At 69.5% G+C, this 17,894-nt stretch carries 19 protein-coding genes; 5 read left to right on the forward strand and 14 right to left on the reverse strand.

From position 1 onward, the window contains the following. Window position 1 precedes the first annotated feature (1 nt). Genes UAA55_RS05880 through UAA55_RS05890 form a run of 3 tightly spaced genes read right to left on the reverse strand, consistent with a single transcriptional unit; the run spans window position 2 to window position 2,891 of the window. Window positions 2-538 (reverse strand): MFS transporter, encoded by a 537-nt coding sequence (locus tag UAA55_RS05880; protein ID WP_322951712.1) that lies wholly within the window; start codon window positions 536-538, stop codon window positions 2-4. Continuing rightward, a complete protein-coding gene (locus tag UAA55_RS05885) occupies window positions 514-1,584 on the reverse strand; it encodes a DHA2 family efflux MFS transporter permease subunit (RefSeq protein ID WP_322951713.1) in 1,071 nt (356 codons plus the stop codon). The genes UAA55_RS05880 and UAA55_RS05885 overlap by 25 nt, the downstream gene beginning before the upstream one ends. After that, window positions 1,581-2,891: an HlyD family secretion protein gene (locus UAA55_RS05890; RefSeq protein ID WP_322951714.1), complete on the reverse strand. Its 1,311-nt coding sequence runs from the start codon at window positions 2,889-2,891 to the stop codon at window positions 1,581-1,583. The genes UAA55_RS05885 and UAA55_RS05890 overlap by 4 nt, the downstream gene beginning before the upstream one ends. Window positions 2,892-3,065: 174 nt before the next feature. Here UAA55_RS05890 and UAA55_RS05895 point away from each other — a divergent pair, with 174 nt between their 5' ends. Continuing rightward, window positions 3,066-3,608: a TetR/AcrR family transcriptional regulator gene (locus tag UAA55_RS05895; RefSeq protein ID WP_322951715.1), complete on the forward strand. Its 543-nt coding sequence runs from the start codon at window positions 3,066-3,068 to the stop codon at window positions 3,606-3,608. A 2-nt stretch (window positions 3,609-3,610) separates the two neighbouring features. Here the strand turns inward: UAA55_RS05895 and UAA55_RS05900 are convergent, their stop codons facing one another. Together UAA55_RS05900 and UAA55_RS05905 are read right to left on the reverse strand one after the other, a co-directional pair. Continuing rightward, entirely contained in the window at window positions 3,611-4,471 is an 861-nt protein-coding gene (locus tag UAA55_RS05900; protein WP_322951716.1) for an alpha/beta fold hydrolase, read from the reverse strand. A gap of 59 nt (window positions 4,472-4,530) precedes the next feature. Further along, on the reverse strand, window positions 4,531-5,283 hold the full coding sequence (locus UAA55_RS05905) for a FadR/GntR family transcriptional regulator (RefSeq protein WP_322951717.1): 753 nt from the start codon (window positions 5,281-5,283) through the stop codon (window positions 4,531-4,533). 372 nt (window positions 5,284-5,655) lie between these two features. On the opposite strand from UAA55_RS05905, the gene UAA55_RS05910 reads away from it, so the two are divergent. From UAA55_RS05910 to UAA55_RS05920, 3 genes are all read left to right on the forward strand, one after another. After that, entirely contained in the window at window positions 5,656-6,441 is a 786-nt protein-coding gene (locus tag UAA55_RS05910; RefSeq protein ID WP_322951718.1) for an enoyl-CoA hydratase, read from the forward strand. Between the two features lie 66 nt (window positions 6,442-6,507). Then, window positions 6,508-6,906 carry a hypothetical protein gene (locus UAA55_RS05915; protein WP_322951719.1) on the forward strand — a complete coding sequence of 133 codons (399 nt, stop codon included), beginning with the start codon at window positions 6,508-6,510 and terminating at the stop codon, window positions 6,904-6,906. 50 nt (window positions 6,907-6,956) lie between these two features. After that, window positions 6,957-7,187, forward strand: coding sequence for a hypothetical protein (locus UAA55_RS05920; protein WP_322951720.1), 231 nt, complete (start codon window positions 6,957-6,959; stop codon window positions 7,185-7,187). Here the strand turns inward: UAA55_RS05920 and mhpT are convergent. Further along, window positions 7,184-8,395 carry a 3-(3-hydroxy-phenyl)propionate transporter MhpT gene (mhpT, locus tag UAA55_RS05925; protein ID WP_322951721.1) on the reverse strand — a complete coding sequence of 404 codons (1,212 nt, stop codon included), beginning with the start codon at window positions 8,393-8,395 and terminating at the stop codon, window positions 7,184-7,186. The two genes, UAA55_RS05920 and mhpT, sit on opposite strands and share 4 nt — an antisense overlap. Window positions 8,396-8,570: 175 nt before the next feature. Between mhpT and UAA55_RS05930 the strand changes: the two genes are divergently transcribed. Then, window positions 8,571-9,650, forward strand: a complete 1,080-nt coding sequence (locus tag UAA55_RS05930; RefSeq protein WP_322951722.1) for a branched-chain amino acid aminotransferase — start codon at window positions 8,571-8,573, stop codon at window positions 9,648-9,650. A 38-nt stretch (window positions 9,651-9,688) separates the two neighbouring features. On the opposite strand, the gene UAA55_RS05935 is transcribed toward UAA55_RS05930, so the two are convergent. From UAA55_RS05935 to UAA55_RS05970, 8 genes are read right to left on the reverse strand one after another with little or no spacing between them, the layout of a single operon-like run. Next, window positions 9,689-11,185 (reverse strand): FAD/NAD(P)-binding protein, encoded by a 1,497-nt coding sequence (locus tag UAA55_RS05935; RefSeq protein WP_322951723.1) that lies wholly within the window; start codon window positions 11,183-11,185, stop codon window positions 9,689-9,691. Between the two features lie 41 nt (window positions 11,186-11,226). Next, a complete protein-coding gene (locus UAA55_RS05940; RefSeq protein WP_322951724.1) occupies window positions 11,227-12,009 on the reverse strand; it encodes an ABC transporter ATP-binding protein in 783 nt (260 codons plus the stop codon). A 16-nt stretch (window positions 12,010-12,025) separates the two neighbouring features. After that, window positions 12,026-12,877 (reverse strand): ABC transporter permease, encoded by an 852-nt coding sequence (locus tag UAA55_RS05945; RefSeq protein ID WP_322951725.1) that lies wholly within the window; start codon window positions 12,875-12,877, stop codon window positions 12,026-12,028. 4 nt (window positions 12,878-12,881) lie between these two features. After that, the gene (locus UAA55_RS05950) at window positions 12,882-13,865 is read right to left on the reverse strand and encodes an aliphatic sulfonate ABC transporter substrate-binding protein (RefSeq protein ID WP_322951726.1); all 984 of its coding nucleotides are present in this window, start codon (window positions 13,863-13,865) and stop codon (window positions 12,882-12,884) included. 32 nt (window positions 13,866-13,897) lie between these two features. Further along, complete coding sequence (locus tag UAA55_RS05955) at window positions 13,898-14,668, reverse strand: ATP-binding cassette domain-containing protein (RefSeq protein WP_322951727.1); 771 nt, start codon at window positions 14,666-14,668, stop codon at window positions 13,898-13,900. Then, the gene (gene ssuC / locus UAA55_RS05960) at window positions 14,665-15,453 is read right to left on the reverse strand and encodes an aliphatic sulfonate ABC transporter permease SsuC (protein ID WP_322951728.1); all 789 of its coding nucleotides are present in this window, start codon (window positions 15,451-15,453) and stop codon (window positions 14,665-14,667) included. Before ssuC ends, UAA55_RS05955 begins: the two co-directional genes overlap by 4 nt. Next, window positions 15,450-16,664: an FMNH2-dependent alkanesulfonate monooxygenase gene (ssuD, locus tag UAA55_RS05965; RefSeq protein ID WP_322951730.1), complete on the reverse strand. Its 1,215-nt coding sequence runs from the start codon at window positions 16,662-16,664 to the stop codon at window positions 15,450-15,452. The genes ssuC and ssuD overlap by 4 nt, the downstream gene beginning before the upstream one ends. Beyond that, complete coding sequence (locus tag UAA55_RS05970; protein WP_322951731.1) at window positions 16,661-17,626, reverse strand: sulfonate ABC transporter substrate-binding protein; 966 nt, start codon at window positions 17,624-17,626, stop codon at window positions 16,661-16,663. The genes ssuD and UAA55_RS05970 overlap by 4 nt, the downstream gene beginning before the upstream one ends. Between the last annotated feature and the right edge of the window lie 268 nt (window positions 17,627-17,894).

A 17,894-nucleotide genomic window follows, 5' to 3' on the forward strand; every position in this document is an offset into this window, starting at 1 on the left:
GTCAATGCCCCCCGCCGGGGGCGCCGCCCTTGGGCAGCGGCCGCATCATGAGTACCAGGGGGATGGAGCCGAACAGGATCATACCGAACAGCCAGAACAGGTCGCTGAAGGTCAGGACGTTGGCCTGGTGGGCCACCTGCTGGCTGAACACCGCCAGGCCGCGCAGCCGCCCACCCTGCGGGTCGCCATTGGCGAAGGCCTGGGTCAACTGGGCGATGTAGGCTTGGCCCTCGGGCGAGTTGTAGGTGACGCTTTCACCGATGCGGTTGATATGCAGGGTGTCGCGTTGGTCCAACAGGGTGGAGATGACGGCCAGGCCGAAGGAACCGCCCAGGTTGCGCGCGGCGTTGAACAGGCAGGACGCATCCTCGGCATGGTCCTTGCCGGCGGACGCGGTCGCCGCCTGGTTCAGGAACAACATGGAGAAAAACTGCCCCACGCCGCGCAGCAGTTGCGGCCCCACCAGCTCCGGCCCGGCGATGTCCGGTGTCAGGTGGCTGTTCAGCATGCAGCTCACGCCATAGAAGCCCAGGCCCATGGCGACCGCCAGGCGCACGTCGATGAGGCGGACCGCGAGGGGAAGAAGGGCATCAGCATCAGCGTGGGCACGCCGCTGATCATGGCGATGTAGCCCGACTGTTCCGGATTGTAGCCCTGGACGTTGGCCAGATACTGCGGGATCAGGTACAGCAGGCCGTACAGCGCACCGCCCACCACCAAGCTCATGGCGAAGACGGCGGCGAAGCTGTGGTTGCCGACCAGGATACTGAGGCGGATGACCGGCCGGCGGGCCACGAACTGCCCCGCGATCAGCAGCACGAAGCCGAGGATGGAGACGCCGGTCAGGGTGTTGATCATGTCGGATTCGAACCACCGCTCCCGCTGGCCTTCCTCCAGCAGGGTGGTCAGGCAACCCAGGCCCAGGGCCAGCCCCAGGATGCCCAGCCAGTCGGCGTTAGCCAGTTGGCCCGTATCGCCCTTTTCGGACGGCAAGCCCAGGATCAGCAGGCCCAGCAGCACCAGGCCGATGGGCAGGTTCAGGAAGAAGGCGTAGTGCCAACTGACGTTCTCCGCCAGATAGCCGCCGATGACGGGCCCCAGCACGGGGCCCAGCACGGCGGTGGCGCCGAACAGGGCGATGCCCACCGGTTGCTGGCTGGGTGGTAGGCGGGTGGAGACGATGGTCATGGCGGTGGGGATCATGGCGCCACCCGTCATGCCCTGGCCCACGCGGCCCATGATCATCTGCACCAGGTTGCCGGAGATGCCGCAGGCCATGGACGACAGGACGAAGCCGGTGGTGACGATCAGCAGGAAGGTGCGCAGGCCCAGCATGCGCACGAACCAGCCGGCCAGGGCGATCATGATGATCTCCGCCACCAGGTAGGCGGTGGAGATCCAGGTGCCCTCGCTGCCGCTGGCGCCCACCTCGCCCTGGATGAGGGGCAGGGCGGCGTTGACGATGGAGACGTCCAGGGTCGCCATCAGGGCGCCGATGGTGCCGGCCGCCACGGCCAGCCAGGCGCCACTGTCGGCCTTCGACGCATTTCCCTTCGGGGCCGCTGCCGCGGCGGCGGCGCTCATTTCCCGGCCCCGTTCTGCGGCTGGTTGGTCTCCTCCGCCTCCCGATTGCGCTGGACAGCGTCGTCATGCTCGCGCTGGCGCCGCTCCTCCGTGCGCTTGGCCTCCTCTTTGATACGGCGCTGCTCCTCCTTGGCGCCAATGGTGTCGACGGTGACGATGACCGACAGCCCCGGCACCAGCACCTTGCGCGCCTCCGGCCCCGCCTCGATGCGGATGCGCACCGGCACGCGCTGCACGATCTTGGTGAAGTTGCCGGTGGCGTTTTGCGGCGGCAGCAGGGCGAACTGGGCGCCGGTGCCGGGGGCGAAGCTGTCCACCGTGCCGTGGAACTCCCCGCCGCTGACGGCATCGACGGTGAAGGTGGCGGGCTGGCCGATGCGCATCAGGCCGATCTGCGTCTCCTTGTAGTTGGCGACCAGGTAGACGCCCTCCAGCGGCACGATGGACATCAGGCGCGTGCCCGTCTGCACGTACTGGCCGACGCGCACGGAGCGGTCGCCCACCCGGCCCCTGATGCTGCTGCGCACCAAAGTGCTGCGCAAATCCACGTCCGCCTGGTCCACCTGGGCCTGGGCTTGCTCCACCTGGGCCTGGGCGCTCTGGATCTGGGCGTTCAGCACGTCGATCTGGCGCCGCGCGCTTTCCACCTGCGCCTCATCGGCGACGGCCTCGGCCCTGGCCTGGTCGCGGGTCTGGCGCATCTGGTCCAGCTGTTCCGCCGTCTGGGCGCCGCTGGCGGCGAGCGGTGTGTAGCGGTCGACCTGGCGCTGGGCATACAGGGCGGTGCTGCGGGCGCCGGCCAGTTGGGCCTGGGCGCGCACAATCTCCGTCTCCTGCCGGCGGATCTGGGCCTGGTACTCCACGATGGCGGCCTTGCCCTGGGCCACCTGGGCCACGGCCTGGTCGTGGCGGGCCTTGGTCTCCCGCTCATCAATCTTCACCAGGGGCTGGCCGGGCTCCACCAACTGGTTGTCCTCGATCAGCACCTGCTCGACATAACCGCCCACCTTGGGCGCGACGGTCACCATGTCGGCTTGCAGATAGGCGTCGTTGGTCTCCTGCTCGTATTGGCCGGTGGTCCAGTAGTAGACGCCCCAGGCGATCAGGGCCGCGACGACCGCCACGGCCGCGATGATCAGGCCGATGCGCACCCGCGGGTTGGCGAGGGGGGAGGGTTTCTTCTCCTCCTTGCCGTCCTTGCCCCGGCCGTCCTCGTCCCGCTTCTTGTCGTCCTGTCGCTTGTCGTCGCCCTGATGACGATCGCCCTGGGGCTGCTGGTCCTCGCGTGGCGTCTCGTCATCACTCATGGGGCAGGCCTGCTCAGGTAGGGGGCGGCTGGGGCGAACGGCCGCAGTAAACGGACAGGCCTGTCCAGATGTTCCGTGACAATCGTCATGGCGGGAAATTTTTGAGCCCTTGCAACCGGATACGGCGCCACGGCGTTTCGGTTGAAGTATTTCCCCAGGGAAGGAGCGGCCCCCGTGCGTCGGGATGCGCAGGACCGTCGGGAACGGCTGATCACGGCGGCGGCGGCGCTGTTCCAGTGCCACGGCTATCATGTCGCGCTGGAGGCCATCGCGGCGGAGGCCGGGGTGGGCCGCGCCACCCTTTACCGCAACTTCGCCGACCGGCGCGCGCTGGCCCTGGCGGTGTTCGAGCGGCAACTGGCGGCCTCGGCCCAGGACTGGGCGGGCACCGGCGGCGACCCGGCGGCCTTCTATCCCTTCCTGTGCCGCATCGCCCGCCAGGCCGTGCTGCACAGCCCCCTGATCGCCAGCTTGGAGGCGGATGAGGACGGGCCTGCCCTCATCCAGGGGCTACACCGGCTGCTGGACGCCGTGCTGGCCCCGCCGCTGGCTTCGGCGCAGGCGGCCGGCCTGGTGCGCGCGGACCTGACGGTGGTGGAGCTGCACCGCGCGGCCAAGATGCTGGTAGGCGCCGCCGAGCGCTTGGCGGTAGAGGCTCAGGAGCAAGCCCTGGCCGAGGCCTTGGCCCTGCTGGTCGAGGGCTTGCGGCCGCGATAGGGTCAGCCCGCCAGGAAGGGGCGCGTGATCGCCATGAACTCGTCAAGGCGGTCGTGATGCGGCCAATGACCGGCGTCCGCGATCATGGCTGTTCGCCCTTGCGGGAACAAGGCGGCGGCACCATTGGCCACCGGATCCTCCACCCAGCTTTTCCCGCCGTTGATCAGCAAGGTGGGGCAGGTGACCGCCGACCAAAGGTCCCGCAGCTCATCCAGGCTGATACGGAAGGGATAGGCAGTGCGGATGTAGTTGTCGAACTTCCAGCTGTAGGTGCCGTCCTCATTCTGGTGCAGGCCGTGGACCGTCAGGTGATGCGCCTGGTCGGTCGACAGGAAACTGTTCTCCGCCTGCATGCGGGCCACGGCCTCCTCCAGTGTCTGGTATTTGCGGGGGCCCCGGGCCGACAGTTCGTGCACCTTGTCCACCCAGTCGCGGAAACGGTCGGCCAGGGGCTTCTGCGTCCGCAGTTCCTGCCAGGGCCAAGTGCCCTCCACCACCGCCAGCCGCTCCACCAGCTCGGGGTACAGGCTGGCCAGGAACAGGGCCGCCGCCCCGCCGTAGGAATGGCCCATGACCACGACCTTGCGGCCGGCGCGCTGGCGCAGCAGCTGCACCAGGTCGGCCACCACCTCCGCCAGGGTATAGGCGCCCCCTTGCGACCAGGCGGAGTCGCCGTGGCCGCGCAGGTCGGGCGCCAGGATGTGGAAGTCGCGCGCCAACTCCTGCGCCACCCAATCCCAGCTGCGGCAATGGTCGCGGCCGCCGTGGACCAGCAGCAGGGTGGGCTTGTCCTCCCGGCCCCACTCGACATAGTGCAGGCGCAGGCGGTCGGAGAAATAGAAGCGTGAGACGGGCCCGTTCATCGACGTTATCCCTTTAACGTTACGGGGACGGAATGACGGGCCGTCCCCTTCTTGTTGGTTCAGTCGCGGGGGGCGATGGACTCCCGCTCCACCTCCGGCGACACCCAGTCCAGCATCAGGCGGTTCTGCCGCCGCGCCAGCAGCACGGCCATCTCCGGGTCGCGGGCCAGGATGGCGTCCACGATGCGCAGGCGGCCCGTGCGCCAGTGGGCGCAGCGGTCGGGATGGCCCTGGAAGACGCGCAGGTTGGCGTCGCGCTGGCCGAATTCGAACAGCGTGCGGTGGAACAGTTCCAGCGCCGGGTTGCCCGCCATGCGCATGAGGATGGCGTACAGCGCCACCTCGTCCCGCACCACGTCGGCTGCCAGGTAGGTCGCGTCCTTGCGGTCCATCAGGTGCTGGCGGAATTCCGCCAGATCCAGCCGGGCATCCATGGCATCGGTCGCGGCAGCCAGGTGCGCGGCCTCCACATTCACCAGCTGGAAGGCGTCCAGCACATCGCGCACCGTGGTCTGGCGCAGGCGCAGGTAGAGCGCCGCGGCCTGGGTGACGGCGCCGATGTCGGGCCGCCGGCCGTAATAGCCGCCGCCGTTGCCCCGGCGAACGACCAGCAGCTGTTCCTGCTCCAGGATGCGGGCGGTCTGGCGCAAGGTCGGGCGGCTCAGGCCATAGCGGGCCAGGAGTTCCTCCTCCGAGCCCAGGGGCGCGCCATCGGGCAGGGCCAGGATCTCATCGCGCATCCGCCGCGCCGCCTGGGCCGGCGCCCCGCCCCGGGCGGGAACCACGGGCGTCTTTGCAGTCTGGGTCGTCACGGTGTTTGTGTCACGGCGGCAGGTTCATAGGTACCGGTTTGGGGCCGCGAGGCCCGCGCGTCGCGGCGGATCATTCCAGGATTGCCCGTAACAGGCAACCTTTCGGGCTTGGACGCTGGGGCGGCACTGGGGCGCGGCAGCCGCGCGCCGGCAGTTCCTTCACAAACTTCGCAAGCCCCCTTTCCAGCCTTCACCCCCTTTTCCTAGTCAGACCGGTCCGATCGCTGAATAATCCCGGGAACTTCGGTATTTGCCTGCCCTTTCCTTGATATCGGGCAGGTTGCGGGAACCGGTCGGGCTGCGGCGCGGCGCCAGTTCCCACCCGGCGTCGGCGAGACGACGCCCGCGGCAATCATCCTGGAGAGGACCTTCATGTCCGAGTTCACCTACGAGAACATCCTGGTCGAGGCGCGGGGCCCCGTGGGCCTGATCCGCCTGAACCGTCCCAAGGCGCTGAACGCCCTGTCCGACGGTCTGGTCACGGACCTGGAGGATGCGCTGAACCGCCTGGAAGCGGACGATTCCATCGGCGCCATCGTCGTGACGGGCAGCGAGAAGGCCTTCGCCGCCGGTGCCGACATCAAAGAGATGCAGTCCAAGACCTATATGGACGCCTACCTGGGGGACTTCATCACCAAGAAATGGGGGCGTCTCGCCACCTGCCGCAAGCCGACCATCGCGGCGGTGGCGGGCTATGCCCTGGGCGGCGGCTGTGAACTGGCCATGATGGCCGACATCCTGCTGGCGGCCGACACCGCCAAGTTCGGCCAGCCGGAAATCACCATCGGCACCATCCCCGGCGCGGGCGGCACCCAGCGCCTGACCCGCGCCATCGGCAAGGCCAAGGCCATGGAACTGGTGCTGACCGGCCGTATGATGGACGCGGTGGAGGCCGAGCGGGCGGGGCTGGTGGCGCGCATCATCCCGGCGGCGGAACTGGTGGATGAGGCGATCAAGGTGGCGGAGAAGATCTGCGGCTACTCCCGCCCCGCCGTGATGATGGCGAAGGAGGCGGTGGACCGCGCGTTCGAGCTGACGCTGGCCGAAGGCCTGCGGTTCGAGCGCCGGCTGTTCCACTCCACCTTCGCGCTGGAGGACCAGAAAGAAGGCATGAGCGCGTTCGCCGAGAAGCGTCCGCCCCAGTTCAAGGGACGGTAGGCGTTTCCATTCGACATCAGGCAACGGCGACGCGGGACGGGAGACGACCAACCCAGGGAGGACGGCATGGCGGCGGCGGATGGGCCTGGGCCCGGGCAATGGGGCGACCGGTGGGTCGGCACGCAGCGGATAGCGGCGGCCCTGCTGGCCCTGGTCGATGCCCTGCATCCCTGGCGCATCTACCTCCTGGTTCCGTCGCCGATGCGGGGCGAGGGCGGCGCCGGCCACTTCCTCATCGTCATCGATGACGAGGCGCCGCTGCCCTGCTGGGACGGCAATCTGGCGCTGACCGCCCTGGGCCGGCTGGATTTGCCCGCCGCCGTTTCCGTCCTGTGCATGGGCGATTTCCGCAGCGCCCTGCAGGTCGAGGGCTCCATCGCCCAGCGCATGGTGGAGGAGGGGGAACTGCTGTTCGCCGCCCGGGCGCCCCGGAAAGAGGGCGAAGTCCGCCTGATGACCCTGTAGCGTTTTGAGTTAAGCCTTTGTATGCCGTTCCAGACATTTAAGGTGAGAATATGCGTAGTGCCGTCAAAGCGGGCCCGGCGCGGTCCTGGGATGAGGAGAGCCTGGCCCGACTGGTCGCCATGAACGCGGCCGGCCACGGGGACCGGGAAATCGCGCAGGCCTTGGGCCGCACCGTGGCCTCCGTCCAGCACAAGCGGCACCTGTTGCGCCTGGCGACACCGGTGGACCACCGCCGCGGCCGGCGCATGCAACTGGACGGCGAAGCTGGAATTTCCGCCTAAACGGGCCGGCGGGTCACCAGGACGAAGGTGGCGATTCCGCTCAGCACCGCCACCGGGATGATGCCTGTCAGCACGTCGGCGCTGCTGTTGCCGCTGGCGATCAGCTGGCCGGCCAGCAGGGGCCCGGCGACGGAACCCAGGCGGCCGGCGGCCACCACCGCCCCCACGCCCAGGCCGCGCACTTCCGCCGGGTAATAGCTGGGCGCCAGGCCGTAGATCAGGGCCTGGGCGGCCAGTACCGCCGCGCCGGCGACGGCGGCCACGGCCATGAGGAAGTTGGCCTCCGCCCCGGCCAGGCCGGCCAGGGCCAGCGCCAAGGCCAGGAAGATGACGATCACGGCCAGGCGGCGGTCCACCCGATCCATAAGTTGGCCGGCGATGCCGGAGCCGCAGGCACCGCCCATGTTGAAGACGATCTGCACGCCCAGCACCAGGGTGCGGGGCAGGCCCCGGGACAGCAACAGCACGGGCAGCCAGTTCAGCAGCAGGTACAGGACCAGCAGGGCGAAAAAGGACCCCAGCCAGAGGGCGCCCGTGTCCACGCGTCGTCCTGGCGCGAACAGGGCCTGCACGATGCCCTGGCGCGGCGCGTCGCCGGCCGTCACGACGCGGAACGCGGGCAGGGCCACGGCCAGGACCGGCAGCAGCATCAGGGGGGCGACCCCGCCCACCCAGAATACCGTCTGCCAGTCGCCATGGCCGCCACGCAGCGCCATGACGGCGGCCAGCGCCCCGCCCAGCGGCATGCCGGCATAGATGAGGGCGACGGCCCCGGCCTTGCCCCGCTCCGTGCTTTCCGAGGCGATGGCGATCAGGTTGGGGAAGGCGCCGCCCAGGCCCAGGCCGGTCAGGAAACGCGCGGCCAGCAGGCTGGGATAATCCCAGGTCAGGGCAGTGAGGCAGGAGAACAGGCCGAAGACGCCCAGTGACAGCATCAGCGCCACCTTGCGCCCCTTAAGGTCGGAGACGCGGCCGCCCACCAGGGCGCCCACGATCAGGCCGGCGATGGCGGCGCTGAACACCAGGCTCATCTGCGTGGGGTTCAGCTGGAAGGCCGGACCCAGCCGGGGGGCGGCAACGCCGGCCGACTGCAGGTCGAACCCCTCGATGGCGGCGGCCAGGAAGCACAGGCCCATGGTCAGGCGCTGCACGCCGGCCGGCATCCCCACGGGGCCGGCCGGCCCGCTCATCGGCAATGTCTCGCCCATCCCGTCCTCCGCCGTTGTTCTTTAATGGCGTTTCGCATCAGATTTAGCTTCGATCTGATCCGTCCGCTAGGCAGCTTTGAAAATCCGCCGTACCACCTGCGACCAAAAATGCATGACCGTATGCGGCCGGCCGATCGGTTAGGCTACCGGCATGGGGACACGAAGGCTTGAGATCATGACGTTCACGATAGACCGCACTTCCAATCCGACCGATGCCGCCACCCTGGCCCGCATCCTGGAAAACCCCGGCTTCGGCAAGGTGTTCACCGACCACATGGTGACGATCCGCTGGACGGAAGGCCAGGGCTGGCATGACGCGAAGGTGACGGCGCGGGTACCGTTCGCGCTCGATCCGGCCGCCGCCGTGCTGCACTACGCCCAGGAAGTCTTCGAGGGCATGAAGGCCTATCGCGCGGCGGACGGCGGTGTGACGCTGTTCCGGCCCGACGCCAATGCCAAGCGCTTCCGGGACTCAGCCGAACGCATGGCCATGCCGCTGATCCCGGAGGAGCTGTTCCTGGAGGCGGTGGAGCAGCTGGTGCGCATCGACCAGGCCTGGATCCCCGGCGGGGACGGCAGCCTGTACATCCGCCCCTTCATGTTCGCCAACGAGGCCTTCTTAGGAGTCAGGCCGGCCTCGGAATACATCTTCTGCGTCATCGCCTGCCCGGTGGGCGCCTATTTCAAGGGCGGGGCCAAGGCCATCACCATCTGGGCGCCGGAGAACTACACCCGCGCCGCCCCCGGCGGCACCGGTGCGGCCAAGTGCGGCGGCAACTACGCCGCCAGCCTGATCGCCCAGCTGGAGGCCAGCAAGCACGGCTGCGACCAGGTGGTGTTCCTGGACGCGGCGGAGCATCGCTGGATCGAGGAGCTGGGCGGCATGAACGTCTTCTTCGTCCGCGACGACGGCAGTCTGCTGACCCCGCCGCTCAGCGGCACCATCCTGCCCGGCATCACCCGCGACAGCATCATCCAGCTGGCGCGCAGCCTGGGCCACACGGTGGTGGAGCAGCCGTATACCCTGGCGCAGTGGAAGGAGGATGCCGCCACCGGCCGGGTGCGTGAGGCCTTCGCCTGCGGCACCGCCGCCGTGCTGGCGCCCATCGGCACCGTGCGCACGGCCGAGGGCGATTTCGTCATCGGCAATGGCGAGGGCGGGGCGACCACCGCCGACCTGCGCGAGCGTCTGGTCGGCATGCAGCGCGGCAGCCTGGCCCCGCTGGTGGACGGCTGGGTGCGCCGCGTCATCTGACGCGTAAGGTGCGCCGCGTCATCCAAGTCTGAGGCTGATCAGGCAGGCATCCGGCTGCGGATGCCTGCCTTCGGCTTTTCCGGGACCACTTGGCCCGGCAGGCGCTGGGCCACGGCCCGCGCCACCTCCTCCGCATGGGTCAGCACCTGGGGCAATCCCATCAGTTCGCCGAAGGTGGCGCGGGCGAGGGGGCCCGCCACCCACAGCGTCTCATCCGGAACACCACGCACGTCGATGACGCGGCTCTGCTCGTCCACCGCGATGCCCAGGCCCAGCGCGTCGGGATGAAGCCGTCCGGCCGATACCAGCGGGGCCAGGGCCGGCACGGCGTCGATCAGACGGTCGTGCGCGGGGCCGGTGGCCACCACCACCGCGTCCACCGTGCGGGTCAGGGCGGGGCCACCCCGGCGGGGACGCAGGGTGACATGTACGCCATTGGCGTCGGCCCGGATGTCGGCCAGGCTGGCCGCCAGGATCTCCAGCTGTCCCCGCGCTTCCATCCCCTGGATCGTCGCCTCCGGCTGCGGGGCGATGCGGTAGCGGTGCGCGTCCCAGAAGGGGCGCAGGTGGCGCAGCACCTTGCGCTTCTCGTTCAGGGGCAGGGCCTGCCAGATGGTGCGGGCATCGCGGCGCACGGCGTCCAGCACCACCTGCCACGGCCGGCCCCCTCCATCCGCCGCCGTCACCGTGGCGCGGATGCGGCGCAGCAGGGCCAGGGCCGTCACCTCCGGCCGGGTGGTGAAGTCCCCCACCAGGTCGCCCGCGTCCAGGGCATGGCCCCGGGGCGTCAGCCCGCGTCGGGAGAAGACGGTGACAGGGCCTTTGTGGCCGCTGGCGTCCAGCGTGGCCAGGATGTCCGCCATGGTCAGGCCGGAGCCCACCACCAGCACCCGGGCGTTGGTGTCCAGCCCCTCCAGCGCGCCGGGCGCCCAAGGGTTGGCGATCAGGCGCGGGTCGTCGCCCAAGGCCCGCGCCAAATTGCGGGGTGGGGCTGGTGGCGGATGGCTGGTGGCGATGACCACCACGTCGGCCACCAGCCGCGCGCCGTTCTCCAGCGCCACGGCATACCCGAAGGACTGGCCCGGCGGCGCGTCGCGCGGGATGGGGGTGATGGCGGTGGCGCGCTGCTGCACATGGCGGATGTGGGCGGGCCCGTCCGATGCCGCCTGTTCCCGCACCAGCCCGTCAAGATAGCGCCCGAACTCCAGCCGGCCGGAGAAGATGTGCCCGCCCTTTACCAGGGCCTGCGGGTCGGTGGCCAGCACGCCGGAACGGCGCAGCCAGCGGTCGAAATGGCCCATGTCGGCGGAAAAGGCGCTCATGCGCGCGGCCGGCACGTTGATGCGATGCTGCGGATCGGGGGTGGAATAGGCGACGCCGCCGCCCAACAGCAGGCGCGGCTCCACGATGTCGATGTCCACCGGAACGGGCGTGGCCCGGGCCAGGTGCAGGGCGGCGATGGCCCCGCTGAACCCGCCGCCCAGGATGACGACGCGGGGAGCTGTTCTTTGTTGGAGCGCGTCACCCAGGGACATGTGGAACCCGATCAAGTGATACCGGTTACGGCGATACCCGGCTACAGGGCGGCGGCGGTCAGGCTGTCGGGTGCCAGAGTGTCAGGGGCCAGCGATTGGTTCAAGGCGGCACGTAGTTGCCTTTTATGAACTTCAAAATTGTGGGCGTCCCGGTCGCGGGGACGGGACATGGCCACGGCCTGGACGTTGTCGACGCGGCCGGGGCGGGGGCGCAGGGTCACCACCCGGTCGGCCAGCACCAGCGCCTCCTCGATGTCGTGGGTCACCAGCACCAGGGTGGGCCGCTCAAACGCCCATAGCTCCAGCAGATGGTCCTGCAGGGCCGTGCGGGTCAGGGCGTCCAGGGCGGAGAACGGTTCGTCCAGCAGCAGCACCTGAGGCCGGGTGACCAGGGCGCGGGCCAGCGCCGCGCGCTGCGCCTGGCCGCCCGACAGCTCGCGCGGCCAGGCTTGGGCATGGGCGGTCAGGCCCACCCGTTCCAGGGCCGTCGCCACGCGCACGGCCCGTTCGCCGGCGGGCAGGGCCGCCAGGCCGAAGCCCACATTGTCGGCGACGGTCAGCCAAGGCAGCAGGCGGGGTTCCTGGAACACCAGGCCCACAGCCGGGTGGGGGCCGCCGACCAGGTCGCCACCCACCCGCACCGATCCGGCGCTGGGCGTCTCCAGCCCCGCGATCAGGCGCAGCAGCGTGCTCTTGCCGCAGCCCGAGCCGCCGACGATGGCCAGGATCTCGCCCGCCGGCACGCCGAGGTCGACGCCGCCCAAGGCCCTCAGGCCGTTGGGGTAGGTCTTGGCGAGCCCTGAGATTTGCAGCGCCACGCTCATCAGTGTCTCCCGGGCATCACCGGCCCCCCTCATAGGCGTCCTGCCAGCGCAGGGCCGGGGCGGCCAGGGCCACAATGCCCGCGTCCGCCGCTTTGCCCAGCAGGGCGAAGACCAGGATGGCGGCGATGATCTGGTCGGGCTTGCCCAGCTGCTGGCCGTCCACCAGCAGATAGCCGATGCCCTCCGACGCGCCCATGTATTCGGCCGCCACCACGAACATCCAGCCCAGGCCCAGGCCGGTGCGCAGGGCCACCACCAGGGCCGGCAGGATGGCGGGCAGCAGGATGCGGCGGGCGAGCTGCAGGCCGGACAGGCGGTAGATACGCCCCACCTCCACGATCTTGCGGTCCACGCCCAGCACGGCGCCCATGACGCCCAGATAGACCGGGAAGAACACGCCCACGGCGATCAGCGCGATCTTGGACGTCTCGAAGATGCCCAGCCACAGCAGGAACAAGGGCACCCAGGCCAGGGACGGGATGGCCCGCAGGCCTTGCAGCGCCGGATCCACCAGACGGCGGAACAAGGGGGAATAGCTGGCGGCCAGGCCGGACAGGATGCCGGCGGCACCACCCAGGACGAAGCCCGCGCCCACGCGCGCCGCCGTGGCGCCGACATGGGGCCACAGCTCCCCCGACCGGGCCAGTTTCCACAGCGCGACGGCCACGCGGCTGGGCGGCGGCACCAGGCGGCCGGTGGCCAGGCCCGACCGCACCGTCGCCTCCCATGCCAGGGCCGCCAGCAACGGCAAGGCCAGGCCCAGCAGCAGGGGGCGCCAGTCCGGCAACGGCACGCGCCAGGGGCGGGGGCCAGCGGCGGCGATGGCCAACGTGCCGTTCTCCAACCCCGCCGTCGCCTCGACACTCATGGTGTCAGCCCACGGCGTAGCGGCTGTCGACCAGCTCGGCCGTTATCTTGCGCACGTCCACCCCGGCCTCGATCAGGCCCACCTGCTGCATGGCAAGGCCGGAGGCCACCACGCTGTCGGCCTGCGCCGGCTTCAGATGACCCTGGCTGAGGTCGGTGCGTTGTAGCTGCCTGGCCACCACCGCGTCCGGCAGCTTGGTCTGGGCGATCAGGCTGGCGGCCAGGGCGTCGGGATGGGCCTGGGCGAAGGTGCGCGCCTTCTCATAGGCCGCCAGCACCTTCTGCACCAGGGCCGGGTTCTGGGCCGCGAATTCCTCGCGCACGTTCAGGGCGCCCCAGCTGTTGAAGGCCGGGTTGCGGTACAGCAGGCGGGCGCCGTTCTCGATCTCCGCCGCCGCCATCAGCGGATCCAGGCCGGCCCAGGCGTCGACGTCGCCGCGCAACAGCGCCTGCTTGCCATCCGGATGTTGCAGCAGCACCAGCTTGACATCGTCCTGGGTGAGGCCGGCGCCCGCCAAGGCGCGCACCAGGAAGATGTGCGGGTCGGTTCCCCGCGTGACGGCGATGCGTTTGCCCTTCAGGTCGGCGATGGCCTTGGCCGGGCTGTCCGCCGGCACCACCAGGGCCGTCCATTCCGGCTTGGAATAGACGTAGACGGAGTGGATGGGGTTGCCGCCGATGCGGCCCAGCAGGGCCGCGGCGCTGGCGGTGGACCCGAAGTCCAGGCTGCCGGCGTTCAGGAACTCCAGCGCCTTGTTGCTGCCTAGCGACTGCACCCAGCGGACGCTGACGCCATCCGCCTTCAGATCCTCCTCCAGCCAGCCCTTGTCCTTCAGCAGCAAGCTGACGGGGCTGTAGGTGGCGTAGTCCAGGCGCAATTCGGTGGTCTTGGCGAACGCGCGGGTCGGGCATAGCAGCGGGGCGGCCGCCACGGCCAGGCCCCCGGCCAGCAGGGCGCGGCGGGAGGGCGTGAAGGTGTTCGTCGTCATGGGGGCGCTTTCCTTCTTTTGACTTTCGGCTTCTAGACGGCGTTCAGGATGCGGCGCTCCAGCTCCGCCAGGCGGGGGGTGCCGGCGGCACGGGCGCTGCGGGGGATGTCGATGGCCACGTCGTCGGCGACGACGCCGTCGCGCAGCACCAGCACGCGGTCGGCCAGGGCCACGGCTTCGGCCACGTCGTGAGTGATGAGGATGGCGGTGAAGCCGTGCTGGCGCCAAACCCGGGTCAGCAGGCGGTGCATGTCGGCCCGGGTCAGGGCGTCCAAGGCGCCGAAGGGTTCATCCAGCAGCAAGATGCCGGGCTCTGTCACCAGGGCGCGGGCCAGGGCCACACGCTGCTTCTGCCCGCCGGAGAGGACATAGGGCCAGTCGCCGGCGCGGTCGGCCAACCCGACCTCGGCCAGCAAGGCCTGGGCGCGCGCCTTCCAGCCGGGGCCACGGGCGATGCCGACATTGCTCAGCACCCGCTGCCAGGGCAGCAGGCGGGCGTCCTGGAACAGCAGGCGCACGTCCGGCTGCAGGCCCCGGCGGGCCGTGCCGTCGATGCGGATGGCGCCTGTGGTCGGGCTGTCCAGCCCGGCGATCAGGCGCATCAGCGTGGTCTTGCCGCCGCCTGAGCGGCCAACGACGGCCACGAACTGCCCGGCCGGGATGGTCAGGTCAAGGCCCCGCAGCACGCCCACGTCGCCGAAGGCCTTGGTGACGCCGTCGAAGGCCAGCTCCAGGCCCTTGCCGGCAACGGGGGTGTCGTCGTGGGCTTCGGGCGAGGGTACGGCGCGTAGGGGGACCATCATGCCGCCTCCAGCCCGGTATGGAAGGACGGGTTCCACTCCAGCGCCCTGCGCTCCAGCCAGCGCGACGCGATGTCGGCCAGCTTGCCCAGCAGGGCGTAGACGATGATGCCCAGCAGCACCATGTCGGTCTGCAGGAACTCCCGCGCGTTCATGGTCATGTAGCCGATGCCGGAGGAGGCGGAGATGGTCTCCGCCACGATCAGGGTCAGCCACATGATGCCCAGGGCGTAGCGCAGGCCCACCAGGATGGCGGGCAGGGCGCCCGGCAGGATGACGCGCAGGTACAGGGCCACGGGCCCCAGGCCATAGACGCGCCCCATCTCCACCAGGCCCCGGTCCACCGACCGGATGCCGTGGAAGGTGTTCAGGTACATGGGGAACAGCACGCCCACGGCCACCAGGAAGACCTTGGCCTCCTCCCCGATGCCGAACCACAGGATGACCATGGGGATGATGGCCAGGTGCGGCACGTTGCGCAGCATCTGCAGGCTGCTGTCCAGAATGTCCTCGGCCAGGGGCAGGGCGCCGTTGATCAGGCCCAGGGCGAAGCCCAGGCCGCCGCCGATGACCAGGCCCAGCACGGCGCGCTCCGCGCTGATACCGACATGGTGGGGCAGGCTGCCGTCCTTCAGCGTGGTCCAGAAGGCGACGGCGATGTCGCTGGGCGCCGGCAGCACGCGGGCCGACAGCCATCCGGCCTTGGCCGCCGCTTCCCATGCCGCCAGCAGGGCGATGGGCAGCAGCCAGGGGACCAGCCCCCGGCGCAAGGCCGTGGCCCTGGTCATGATGCCGACGCCTGACGCAGGGCCACGGTTTCCTTGGGCGCGGGGGGCAGCGTGTTGGCGATGCGCTCGCCGAAGGGGCCGTGGTTGGTGGCCTCGCCCTTGTCCCGGCCGTTGCCGGGGGCCAGCGGCAGCAGGGGGAAGACCAGCTCGGCGAAGCGGTAGGCTTCCTCCAGGTGCGGATAGCCGGACAGGATGAAGCTGTCGATGCCGACGGCCATGTATTCCTTCATGCGCTGGGCCACCGTTTCCGGATCGCCCACCAAGGCGGTGCCGGCACCGCCCCGCACCAGACCCACGCCGGCCCACAGGTTGGGGCTGACCTCCAGCTGGTCGCGCCGGCCACCGTGCAGCGCCTGCATGCGGGCCTGGCCCACGCTGTCCATGCGGGCGAAGGTCTTCTGCGCCTGGGCGATGGTGGCGTCGTCCACGTGCTGGATCAGCTCATCGGCGGCACGCCAGGCGGCCTCGTTGGTTTCGCGCACGATGACGTGCAGGCGGATGCCGAAGGTCACCTTGCGGCCTTTCGCGGCGGCGGCGGCACGGACGACGGCCACCTTCTCCGCCACTTGCGCCGGCGGTTCGCCCCAGGTCAGGTATTTGTCGACCGTCTCCGCCGCCACGTCGATGCCGGCGGTCGATGATCCGCCGAAATACAGGGGCGGGTAGGGCCGTTGCAGGGAAGGGAAGAACAGCCGCCCATCCTCGATGCGGATGTGCTTGCCTTCATAATGCACCGTCTCGCCGGCGATCAGGCGGGTCCAGACCGACAGGAATTCCCGCGTCACCTCATAGCGCTCGGTATGCGACAGGAAGATGCCGTCGCCGGCGTTCTCCACCGGGTCGCCGCCGGTGACGACATTGATCAGCAGCCGGCCGTTGGACACCCGGTCCAGGGTCGCCGCCATGCGGGCCGAGACGGTGGGCGACTGCAAGCCGGGCCGTACCGCCACCAGATAGCGCAAGCGCTCCGTCAGCGGCGCCAAGGCCGAGGCGATGACCCAGCTGTCCTCGCAACTGCGGCCGGTGGGCAGCAGCACGCCGTAATAGCCCAGGCTGTCGGCGGCCTGCGCGATCTGCTTCAGGTAATCGAAGCTGACGGCGCGGGCGCCGTGGGTGGTACCCAGGTAACGGCCATCGCCATGGGTGGGGATGAACCAGAAGACGTTCGCTTCGGTCACGGGTTCGGCGGGGGGAAGGGTGGTGTCGCTCATGACTTCGATCCAGGAATGGCGTCGGAGACGGTGATGGGCTTGGGGATCAGCCCCAGCTGGTGGAAGGTGTCGGCGATCTTCTGCTGGGCGGCCACGACATCGGGCGTGATGGGCTGCACGCCGTAGCCCATGCGGGCCAGGGCCGTTTCCAGCACCGGTGCCGGGATGCCCACCTGCGGGCTGAGGCGCTGGGCCACGCCCTTCTGATCGCCGCGCGAGGCGGCATCGACATCCCTCAGCGCTGCCAGGATGGCCTGCACCACCTGGGGCCGCGCCTCGTTGAAGCCGCGTTCGGCCAGGTAGAACTGGTGGTTGGACACCAGGTTGCTGCCGTCGGGGCGCACGCCGTCCACCAACACCCGCGCCTGCGTCGCGGCCGCCGCGGCGGCGTAATAGGGGTCCCAGATGACCCAGGCGTCCACGCTGCCCTGCTCGAACGCGGCGCGGGCGTCGGCCGGGGCCAGGTAGGTCGGCTGGATATCGCTGTATTTCAGGCCCGCGTCCTCCAGCGCCTTCACCAACAGGTAATGGACGTTGGAGCCCTTGTTGAGCGCCACCTTCTTGCCCTTCAGGTCGGCCACGCTTTTCAGCGGACTGTCCTTGGGTACCAGGATGGCCTCGCCCTTGGGCGCCGCCGGTTCCACGCCGACATAGACCAGGGGGGCGCCGGCGGCCTGTGCGAAGATGGGCGGTGCCTCACCCGTGGTGCCGAAGTCCAGCGCGCCGACGTTCAACGCCTCCAGCAACTGCGGGCCGCCGGGGAATTCACGCCATTCCACGGCGATGCCTTGGGCTTTCAGCTGCTCGTCCAGCTTGCCGCTTTCCTTCAGCAGCAGCAGCGTGCCGTATTTCTGATAGCCGATGCGCACCGGCTTTTCCGCCGCGTGGGCAGCGCTGATACCCAAGCTCAGGGCTGCGGCCAGGGCCAGGCGGCAAAGGACGGAAAAGGTTTTACCCATCATGGTCTCCGGCAAATCCACACTTCGTGATATGCTATTTAACGGTCAATGAGCATTATTTTACGATCTGTGTTGAGGCTAAATTAACGATATGTTGAGAGTCAATCCGCATAATTAGCTATAAAATTCTGTTAAATATGAGGCCACGCGTCATCGCGGCTTGACAGGATGGAGGCGGGATGATCACCATCCGCCCATGGTCACGACGCTGCCCCTCTGCTGCACGTATTACGCGCCCTCCTCATAGGAGCGGCGTTGTTCGACCTTGTTG

It is taken from the genome of Nitrospirillum guanabarense (assembly GCF_034653355.1).
In the GTDB taxonomy this organism is placed as follows: Bacteria; Pseudomonadota; Alphaproteobacteria; order Azospirillales; family Azospirillaceae; genus Nitrospirillum.

What these genes read in the sequence shown, in the direction of transcription:
- UAA55_RS05880 (WP_322951712.1), bottom strand. Translation starts at nt 538, where the DNA reads ATGGGCCTGGGCTTCTATGGCGTGAGCTGCATGCTGAACAGCCACCTG.
- UAA55_RS05885 (WP_322951713.1), bottom strand. Translation starts at nt 1,584, where the DNA reads ATGAGCGCCGCCGCCGCGGCAGCGGCCCCGAAGGGAAATGCGTCGAAG.
- UAA55_RS05890 (WP_322951714.1), bottom strand. Translation starts at nt 2,891, where the DNA reads ATGAGTGATGACGAGACGCCACGCGAGGACCAGCAGCCCCAGGGCGAT.
- UAA55_RS05900 (WP_322951716.1), bottom strand. Translation starts at nt 4,471, where the DNA reads ATGAACGGGCCCGTCTCACGCTTCTATTTCTCCGACCGCCTGCGCCTG.
- UAA55_RS05910 (WP_322951718.1), top strand. Translation starts at nt 5,656, where the DNA reads ATGTCCGAGTTCACCTACGAGAACATCCTGGTCGAGGCGCGGGGCCCC.
- UAA55_RS05915 (WP_322951719.1), top strand. Translation starts at nt 6,508, where the DNA reads ATGGCGGCGGCGGATGGGCCTGGGCCCGGGCAATGGGGCGACCGGTGG.
- UAA55_RS05920 (WP_322951720.1), top strand. Translation starts at nt 6,957, where the DNA reads ATGCGTAGTGCCGTCAAAGCGGGCCCGGCGCGGTCCTGGGATGAGGAG.
- mhpT (WP_322951721.1), bottom strand. Translation starts at nt 8,395, where the DNA reads ATGGGCGAGACATTGCCGATGAGCGGGCCGGCCGGCCCCGTGGGGATG.
- UAA55_RS05930 (WP_322951722.1), top strand. Translation starts at nt 8,571, where the DNA reads ATGACGTTCACGATAGACCGCACTTCCAATCCGACCGATGCCGCCACC.
- UAA55_RS05935 (WP_322951723.1), bottom strand. Translation starts at nt 11,185, where the DNA reads ATGTCCCTGGGTGACGCGCTCCAACAAAGAACAGCTCCCCGCGTCGTC.
- UAA55_RS05940 (WP_322951724.1), bottom strand. Translation starts at nt 12,009, where the DNA reads ATGAGCGTGGCGCTGCAAATCTCAGGGCTCGCCAAGACCTACCCCAAC.
- UAA55_RS05945 (WP_322951725.1), bottom strand. Translation starts at nt 12,877, where the DNA reads ATGAGTGTCGAGGCGACGGCGGGGTTGGAGAACGGCACGTTGGCCATC.
- UAA55_RS05950 (WP_322951726.1), bottom strand. Translation starts at nt 13,865, where the DNA reads ATGACGACGAACACCTTCACGCCCTCCCGCCGCGCCCTGCTGGCCGGG.
- UAA55_RS05955 (WP_322951727.1), bottom strand. Translation starts at nt 14,668, where the DNA reads ATGATGGTCCCCCTACGCGCCGTACCCTCGCCCGAAGCCCACGACGAC.
- ssuC (WP_322951728.1), bottom strand. Translation starts at nt 15,453, where the DNA reads ATGACCAGGGCCACGGCCTTGCGCCGGGGGCTGGTCCCCTGGCTGCTG.
- ssuD (WP_322951730.1), bottom strand. Translation starts at nt 16,664, where the DNA reads ATGAGCGACACCACCCTTCCCCCCGCCGAACCCGTGACCGAAGCGAAC.
- UAA55_RS05970 (WP_322951731.1), bottom strand. Translation starts at nt 17,626, where the DNA reads ATGATGGGTAAAACCTTTTCCGTCCTTTGCCGCCTGGCCCTGGCCGCA.